The sequence below is a fragment of the Epibacterium sp. Ofav1-8 genome (assembly GCF_022348185.1).
Taxonomy (GTDB): Bacteria; Pseudomonadota; Alphaproteobacteria; order Rhodobacterales; family Rhodobacteraceae; genus Epibacterium.
Genome location: NZ_JAKRFD010000009.1, coordinates 238,416 through 244,956 on the forward strand (window position 1 = coordinate 238,416; position 6,541 = coordinate 244,956).

General features: G+C 57.1%; 8 protein-coding genes and 1 pseudogene. 3 read left to right on the top strand and 6 right to left on the bottom strand.

The features are described from left to right. Positions 1-32 precede the first annotated feature (32 nt). From MHM97_RS15710 to MHM97_RS15730, 5 genes are all read right to left on the bottom strand, one after another. A complete protein-coding gene (locus MHM97_RS15710) occupies positions 33-329 on the bottom strand; it encodes a 50S ribosomal protein L23 (RefSeq protein WP_005621923.1) in 297 nt (98 codons plus the stop codon). Then, complete coding sequence (gene rplD / locus MHM97_RS15715) at positions 326-943, bottom strand: 50S ribosomal protein L4 (RefSeq protein WP_011537608.1); 618 nt, start codon at positions 941-943, stop codon at positions 326-328. Before rplD ends, MHM97_RS15710 begins: the two co-directional genes overlap by 4 nt. Next, positions 940-1,659 (bottom strand): 50S ribosomal protein L3, encoded by a 720-nt coding sequence (gene rplC / locus MHM97_RS15720; RefSeq protein WP_239323307.1) that lies wholly within the window; start codon positions 1,657-1,659, stop codon positions 940-942. The genes rplD and rplC overlap by 4 nt, the downstream gene beginning before the upstream one ends. Before the next feature lie 18 nt (positions 1,660-1,677). After that, positions 1,678-1,992, bottom strand: a complete 315-nt coding sequence (rpsJ, locus tag MHM97_RS15725) for a 30S ribosomal protein S10 (protein ID WP_005621947.1) — start codon at positions 1,990-1,992, stop codon at positions 1,678-1,680. A gap of 170 nt (positions 1,993-2,162) precedes the next feature. Continuing rightward, complete coding sequence (locus MHM97_RS15730; protein WP_239323308.1) at positions 2,163-2,723, bottom strand: hypothetical protein; 561 nt, start codon at positions 2,721-2,723, stop codon at positions 2,163-2,165. Positions 2,724-3,061: 338 nt separating this feature from the next. Between MHM97_RS15730 and MHM97_RS15735 the strand changes: the two genes are divergently transcribed. The 3 genes from MHM97_RS15735 to MHM97_RS15745 all read left to right on the top strand — a co-directional run bounded on the left by MHM97_RS15735 (position 3,062) and on the right by MHM97_RS15745 (position 6,117). Next, positions 3,062-3,916 (top strand): glycosyltransferase family 2 protein, encoded by an 855-nt coding sequence (locus MHM97_RS15735; protein ID WP_239323309.1) that lies wholly within the window; start codon positions 3,062-3,064, stop codon positions 3,914-3,916. Positions 3,917-4,359: 443 nt separating this feature from the next. Beyond that, positions 4,360-5,199, top strand: a complete 840-nt coding sequence (locus MHM97_RS15740; RefSeq protein ID WP_239323310.1) for a phytanoyl-CoA dioxygenase — start codon at positions 4,360-4,362, stop codon at positions 5,197-5,199. Positions 5,200-5,202: 3 nt separating this feature from the next. Further along, complete coding sequence (locus MHM97_RS15745; protein WP_239323311.1) at positions 5,203-6,117, top strand: aldo/keto reductase; 915 nt, start codon at positions 5,203-5,205, stop codon at positions 6,115-6,117. Positions 6,118-6,320: 203 nt separating this feature from the next. Here MHM97_RS15745 and tuf read toward each other — a convergent pair. Beyond that, positions 6,321-6,541: pseudogene (tuf, locus tag MHM97_RS15750) on the bottom strand (elongation factor Tu); the annotation flags it as partial.

Consider the following 6,541-nt stretch of genomic DNA (forward strand, 5'->3'; position numbering starts at 1 on the left):
AGGGGCCTTCTGAATTCTCAGACAAGCAGATCTCAGAGTCCGGTGGACACGTCGATGGTGTTGCCTTCTTCCAGGGTGACGTAGGCTTTTTTCACGTCTTTCCGCTTGCCCAGCTGGCCGCGGAAACGCTTGACCTTACCCTTGGTGACGGTGGTGTTGACCGCTTTGACCTTCACACCAAAGAGAGCTTCGACAGCTTCCTTGATCTGCGGCTTGTTGGAATCGATTGCCACCTCGAACACCACTGCGCCGTGCTCGGACGCCATGGTGGATTTCTCGGTGATGATCGGCTTGCGGATCACGTCGTAGTGTTCTGCCTTCGCGCTCATTTCAGGCGAGCCTCCAGTGCTTCGACAGCCGACTTCGTGAGCACGAGGGTGTCACGCTTCAGGATGTCATAGACGTTTGCGCCCATCGACGGCAGGATATCCAGCCCTTCGATGTTCTTGGCGGCACGAGCGAAGCCTTCGTTGACGGCAGCACCGTCGATGACCAGAGCGCGTTTCCAGCCCAGGTTTGCAACCTGTTTGGCCAGAGCGGCGGTCTTGCCTTCGGCTTCGGCGTTCTCGATCACGACCAGTTCACCCGCTTTTGCTTTGGCGGACAGCGCGTGGCGCAGACCCAGCTTGCGGAATTTCTTGGTCAGATCGTGGCCGTGGCTCCGCGGGGTCGGACCCTTGTAGATACCACCTTTGCGGAAGATCGGCGCGTTACGGTCGCCGTGGCGTGCGCCACCGGTGCCCTTCTGGCGGTAGATCTTCTTGGTGGAGTAGGAGGTCTCGGAGCGGGTCTTCACCTTGTGGGTGCCGGCCTGCGCGTTGTTGCGCTGCCAACGGACCACACGGTGCAGGATGTCCGCACGCGGCTCCAGGCCGAACAGGTCTTCGGACAGTTCGATGTCGCCCGCTTTGCCGCCGTCCAGTTTGATCACGTCAAGTTTCATGCTTCACCCCCTTCCGCGGGTGCTTCAGCCGCAGCTTCAGCAGCAGTCTTCAGAGCCGCCGGGAACGGCAGACCTTCGGGTGCTTTCTTCTTCACGGCGTCTTTGACGGTGACCCAGCCGGATTTCGGACCAGGAACAGCGCCTTTGATGAAGACCAGACCACGGTCGGCGTCGGTTTTGACAACCTCGAGGTTCTGGGTGGTCACGCGTGCAGCGCCCATGTGACCGGCCATCTTCTTACCTTTGAAGACTTTGCCCGGATCCTGACACTGACCGGTGGAACCGTGGGAACGGTGAGAGATCGACACACCGTGGGAAGCCCGCAGACCGCCGAAGTTGTGACGCTTCATCGCACCGGCGAAACCTTTACCGATGGAGGTCCCGGTGACGTCGACTTTCTGACCTTCCAGGAAGTGCTCGGCGGAGATTTCCGCGCCGACTTCGATCAGGCCATCCGCGGGAACGCGGAACTCGACCAGCTTGCGCTTGGGCTCAACCTTGGAGGCCGCGAAGTGACCGCGCATCGCCTTGGAGACGCGCTTGACCTTTGCGGAACCGGCACCGAGCTGAACGGCGGTGTAGCCGTCTTTGTCATCGGTACGCTGAGCGACAACCTGCAGGCCATCGAGGGAAAGAACGGTCACAGGGATCTGCTTGCCGTCTTCCATGAACAAGCGGGTCATGCCCACTTTCTTTGCGATAATACCAGAGCGCATATGAATTACCCTCCGATCTTATGACTGCAGCTTGATTTCGACGTCAACGCCGGCAGCCAGGTCGAGCTTCATCAGCGCGTCCACGGTCTGCGGGGTCGGGTCGACGATGTCGAGAAGACGCTTGTGCGTCCGGATCTCGAACTGATCGCGGGATTTCTTGTCCACGTGGGGACCACGCAGAACAGTGAATTTCTCGATCTTGTTCGGCAGCGGGATCGGGCCGCGCACTTGGGCGCCGGTCCGCTTGGCAGTGTTGACGATCTCTTGTGTGGACGCATCCAGCACACGATAGTCAAATGCCTTCAGCCGGATACGGATGTTTTGGCTTTGCATCGTATAGCCTTTTAGTCAGGCGTTGGGGTTGAGAGGAAGGTCCCGTGCTCATCACGTACCCTCATCGAACCCAAAAGGCGGGAATCACCCCGCCCATTTCCCGCAGTGCGGGATGGGGCCTGTTACACCTGTTGGTACAGTGTGGCAAGGGGGAGGAGCGGCTTTATGGATCATCGCGCGGTCTCCCTCTCTGAACGGATCAAAACAAAGCCAACAAACAACGTGACGACACTAAAGCCCAGCAGACCAACTTCGCGGCCCCAAAGGAAAGCAAGTGTTCGCCCGCGCCGATCCGTGAAAACCTCCACATAGTATATTCGGCCTCGCAGAACGTGCCCCTTGCGTCGAAGGTCCCGCTTAATCTCGAAATCGTAATACTCCCGGGCGGTCACGAAGCCACGGATGCGCACCTGTGCGGGCAACGACTGCTTTCCCCGCAAGATGGCGCGCAGATACGCGCGAATGCCATCATCTTGTCGCACTGCAATCAGATGCGGGCCGTCGGTGTCACCAGCGGCGGCGCTGAACACGGCGTAGGATTTCACGTCGTTCTTTTCGACAACGAAGGAGCCAAACAAACCGTTGAACCAACCGCTGGCTTCAAACTCATTGAAGGCACCCACAAGATAGCCGGGATGCAGAAAACGTAGCTGAACAGCCTCCGGACGCACGCCATTGTCATTGATGGATTTCTCGGCATTGTCCTGAAGCGAAGGGAGCGCAACAAGCATGAGGGCACCTCCCATGTACATAACAACAGCGCCCCATATCCCAATCGCAACGCTCCGCAGAAAAGAGAACAGCTGCGCAATCAAATCCGAACCCCAAAAATGCAGTCGTCAATCTGGCCGGTCACCGCAACGGCGTGCCAGCCACACGCCACATAGACCGCGCGACGTACATCAGAAAGGGGGATAGCCACTCGGCGCTTCCCCCTCCCCCAAACGGGTGCACCGCTGGGCGGCCTGCCTCGCAAGCAAGCGCAGAGGCTTCACTCGATTTAAAGGAATTGAACGTACCACGTTTGCACGCGGCTTAGAGGGCTGTTCAGTCGAGGTGTAACCGATCCATGCATATTGAAAATCTTTCGATGCAACTGCCAAAACCCAATCTTGAGATGGACCATTTGGACGTCGTTGTCATCACGGTCACCTACAACCACGAAGCTTTCATCGAGCAGTGCCTGAATTCCGTACTGACCCAAGAGTTTTCGGGTACATTAGGGCTCGTGATCTTTAATGATTGCTCGACCGATCAGACACCCCAGAAAATACATGAGTGCCTTGAGAGATTTCGGGACAAACCCGTCGAAGTCACAGTGATCAATGCCGCCGATAACTTCTGGAGCAAGGGCGCCTTTCCGTTCAAGCGCATCGTCAACGCCATGAGTCCGAAGTACATCGCTCTTTGCGATGGAGATGACGCCTGGTCAGATGTATCCAAGATCCAGAAGCAATTTGACTTCTTGGAAGCAAACAAGAGCTTTGTCGCATGCGGGCATAACTCCACCGTCGTAGATGTGAACTACGACGTACAATCCGACAGTAAGCTACCACCGGCGTTTCAGCGCGACTATTCTCCCGCGGAATTGAAGAGATGTGCCTGTTGGCTGTTGACCAACACACTCTTCTTCCGGGGTGGAATCTCGATCCCTGAAAAAATCGGCACTGTGGTCAATGAGGACCGGGTTCTCTGGAGCACGCTCGGCAGCTACGGCGGCTTCAAGTATATGCAGGACGTGGAGCCGTCCATTTATCGTGTCCACGCTGGCGGGGTGTGGTCACCGCGGGAGCCGCTGGATCAGATTCTGACGCAGTCAGGCACTGATTTGAGGCTGTCCCAATACCATCTTTCGGAGGGGGACCAACAGACCGCGTTACACATGCTCCTGGCCGTGCGCAAACAGTTGGACAGAATTCGCTAGCCCGGCACCTATCGGCGCGCGAATTCGACAGACCTTCACGATGACGCGCACCTCGGATCAGGTCCACACCACGTTGGGCGTGTCAGCGAGCCAGAGCATCTCACAGCCGTCATCGCGGGTTCGGTGCGACCAAGGGCCAAATTCAGCAAAGTCGGTTCCACACGCGACGCGCTCTAAGGATGCCGATCCCGACACTCCAGCGGCGGCAATGGCTTGTTTGACCTTTGCGCAAAGTCTCGGAGCGCAAGGCCGCAGCGTCTCCACTTGGTTCACGATCTCCTAAGTCGGTTTCGCCTTTCCCCCTTTGGACTGATCGCGATGCGCCACTGCCCCGCACGTGGCCAGCGCCCCAATCGCTAGAATTTTTCACTCGTTTTAAACGAATTATGGACATCATTCTGAGAGACTCGCAACGGGTCCAATCAACTTTAGAGCGACCAATTATGAAAACCCAATATCTCATCAACGGCACAGAAATCCCAGTACAGCTTGCAGCTGAGGACGTTTACGGTGTGGGATCAGACGAGGTGTTGTCCACCAAGTTCGACGATATCACCAAACACACCGACTGGTATGACGCCGGCTATACGACGCTGAAGGCTGATGACTTTTATGATCCCGCCGCGATCTATACAGAAACCACAGCAGCAATCATGCAGATCGTCACAGAATTGCGCCCGGAGATCGACCTCAACGGTTTCACGCTTGAACGGTATCACGCGTACGTCGACGATGCGCTCCATGGCGAGGTGATCAAACGCAGCCGACGCCTGTTTCCCGCCGACCTCGGCTTTGACAGCGCCAAGATCGTCAAGAATTTCAGCACCTATCTCGGGGTTGATCTGAGCTTTACCAATCCGCAGACCAATACGGATGTCTGGATGATCGCGCGCATCAACAAGCCCAAAAGTCACAACTACAATACGGTTCACAAAGACATCTACGAAGCCTTCGACCAACACGGTTCCGTGCCGAAAATGGTCAATATCTGGATCCCCGTGTGTGGCGTGAATGACTGTAGCGGGCTCCCGATGGCCCCTGGAAGCCACCTTCTGCCTGAGAGCAAGATCACCCGCACCAAAGCCGGCAGCACGATGAACGCTCAGCGCTACAGCGTTGCAAGTATTCTCGATTGGGGCGGAAACACCGCTCTGGTCCGTGAAAACCCCAAACCTGACGAATTCCTGATCTTTTCCTCCCACCTGATTCATGGTCTCGCCCTGAACAACAACGAGGATGAAACGCGCGTCTCCTTTGAATTCAGACTGTACGAAAAGCTCTGACAAATGGGCTATGGCAAGATCGGGTTTGGTTGCTGGCAACTTGGCGGGGAACAGACCCTCAACGGAATGCAAAACGGTTGGCGCGTCGGTCCCGAGGCGCAACGCATCAAGCTGATCGAAGACGCAATCGCGAGCGGGATTGATGTTTTCGACACGGCGCAAGCCTATGGTGACGGTGTCAGTGAAACCCTGCTGGGGACAGCCGTAAGCCGTTCCGGGCAGAGAGATAATCTGCTGATTGTGACAAAACTCTCGCGCCTCAACGCAGCTGCACCGGACGAGATCAATTGGCAGACATTCCTCTCCTGTCTCGATGACAGCCGCGGGCGGCTCCAGATGGATGCGATCGATGTGGTCTTGCTGCATGGTCCACCGCCAGCGCTGCTCTCCGATAAGATCCGGTCGCTGTTTGAGAGGGCGCAGGAGGAAGGCTACATCGGATCCTATGGTGTCAGCCCGCGCAGCTGGGAGGAGCTGCAACATGCCGCTGACATCGGGTTTGGCAGCTATCTGCAATGGAACTATTCAGCGCTGGAGCGTCGATGCGATGAGCCGTTCTTATCGAGGCTACATCAGCGCGGGCAGAAGTTTATAGGCCGCTCCACCCTATTTCGCGGCCTGATAACCGAGACCTTCTTTCGCGAAGGTCCGGCCTGCCGCTTTCATGACGCCAGAGACCAGCTTCCTCAGGCGCTTCTGGCCGAAATCCACGAGAAAATCTCTGTCTTGCGCCCAGTCGCACAGACCCTTGATCTTACGCTCAGCGAGTTTGCTATTGCTGCGGCTCTGATGAATGAGGTGTCGCTGTGCAGCCTTGTCGGCATTAGCAAACCAGACCATCTGACCTCTATCATCAAGGTCAGAAACCTCCCGCAGTTCAAGCTCGACGAGATCAGATCTGCGCTTGAGGCCCTATAGAGGTACCGCAGCGCTAAGGTGGCGCGCCGCCGGATCCCCTGGGGCGAGCGCTTCATCTTTTTACAAATACCTCGGAGCGCGAGGCAGCGCCTCGCAACAAAAAAGGGCCTCCCGTTGGGAGGCCCTCTCTATTCTCAGATCTTCGCGAGACTTACGCGGGGATCTTCGACACAGTCCGTATGGCGCGTCGATGCGATCCTGGCTTACGCCAGGATCTTGGACACGACGCCGGCGCCGACGGTGCGGCCGCCTTCGCGGATGGCGAAACGCAGACCGTCTTCCATCGCGATCGGCGCGATCAGTTCAACTTCGAACTTCAGGTTGTCGCCCGGCATCACCATCTCGGTGCCTTCCGGCAGGGTCACGGTGCCGGTCACGTCGGTGGTGCGGAAGTAGAACTGCGGACGGTAGTTCGCAAAGAACG

Coding starts and splice junctions, on each gene's coding strand:
- MHM97_RS15710 (WP_005621923.1), bottom strand. CDS start 329: ATGAGCGCGAAGGCAGAACACTACGACGTGATCCGCAAGCCGATCATC.
- rplD (WP_011537608.1), bottom strand. CDS start 943: ATGAAACTTGACGTGATCAAACTGGACGGCGGCAAAGCGGGCGACATC.
- rplC (WP_239323307.1), bottom strand. CDS start 1,659: ATGCGCTCTGGTATTATCGCAAAGAAAGTGGGCATGACCCGCTTGTTC.
- rpsJ (WP_005621947.1), bottom strand. CDS start 1,992: ATGCAAAGCCAAAACATCCGTATCCGGCTGAAGGCATTTGACTATCGT.
- MHM97_RS15730 (WP_239323308.1), bottom strand. CDS start 2,723: ATGCTTGTTGCGCTCCCTTCGCTTCAGGACAATGCCGAGAAATCCATC.
- MHM97_RS15735 (WP_239323309.1), top strand. CDS start 3,062: ATGCATATTGAAAATCTTTCGATGCAACTGCCAAAACCCAATCTTGAG.
- MHM97_RS15740 (WP_239323310.1), top strand. CDS start 4,360: ATGAAAACCCAATATCTCATCAACGGCACAGAAATCCCAGTACAGCTT.
- MHM97_RS15745 (WP_239323311.1), top strand. CDS start 5,203: ATGGGCTATGGCAAGATCGGGTTTGGTTGCTGGCAACTTGGCGGGGAA.